This window comes from Psychrobacter sp. 1Y4, assembly GCF_051847555.1.
In genome coordinates, this window is record NZ_JBPYDE010000617.1 from 1 (window position 1) to 678 (window position 678).

The window sequence follows — 678 nt, forward strand, 5'->3', positions numbered from 1 at the left end:
AAGTAGATATTTCGAAAAATAATAATGTAGGAGCTAACATGAGTAATTCGACAGATAATATGGACGCGCAAGAAAAAGAAATTCAGCAATTATCAGAAGACATTAATCCTAGTGAGGATGCTACTCCTGATAGTTTGGCAGAAGTCACTACAGCGTCGCCACTTGACGATGACGAGCTAGGTGGTAACGCGACACAAGACGATGTCAACAAATAAGCAAATCTAGTGATCTGTTGATGAATTGCCTTCCTATTAAGGCCAAAGCCAAATTTACAAGTTTTATGAAAAACTGCTGATAGTTCAGCAGTTTTTTGTTATAATTGCCCTCACATTTAAATCATGTTTTGAATAATGTATGTTGGTTAGATCAACACCTTAATTAGGTATTGGCTTTGACTAATATAACGCATACGTTCAAACGTGTTAAATGGTCGTTATCTTTAACTGAATTTGTCGTACACTAGGTCAACTCTAGTAATGCAGGGTTGTCCTGAATGGCGCGCAAGTTATTTTATTTATTATTCTATTGCTTTTAATCTGACTCAAATTGTAGTCTGTTTTTAAAGTTTTTAGCATTGCCGGAGATATTTATGCTAACTAATACCGATCGTGAACAAATCATCGCTCAATACCAACGTGGCGAAAATGACACGGGCTCCCCAGAAGTTCAAGTAGCTTT

The 678-nt window shown here is 36.6% G+C and carries 1 protein-coding gene and 1 pseudogene; both read left to right on the forward strand.

All coding sequences use genetic code 11. The features are described from left to right. The first annotated feature begins 38 nt into the window (after window positions 1-38). Complete coding sequence (locus ACS8FC_RS17920) at window positions 39-215, forward strand: hypothetical protein (RefSeq protein ID WP_371531727.1); 177 nt, start codon at window positions 39-41, stop codon at window positions 213-215. A gap of 374 nt (window positions 216-589) precedes the next feature. Next, window positions 590-678, forward strand: a pseudogene (locus ACS8FC_RS17925) (30S ribosomal protein S15); the annotation flags it as partial.

What these genes read in the sequence shown, in the direction of transcription:
- ACS8FC_RS17920 (WP_371531727.1), top strand. Translation starts at nt 39, where the DNA reads ATGAGTAATTCGACAGATAATATGGACGCGCAAGAAAAAGAAATTCAG.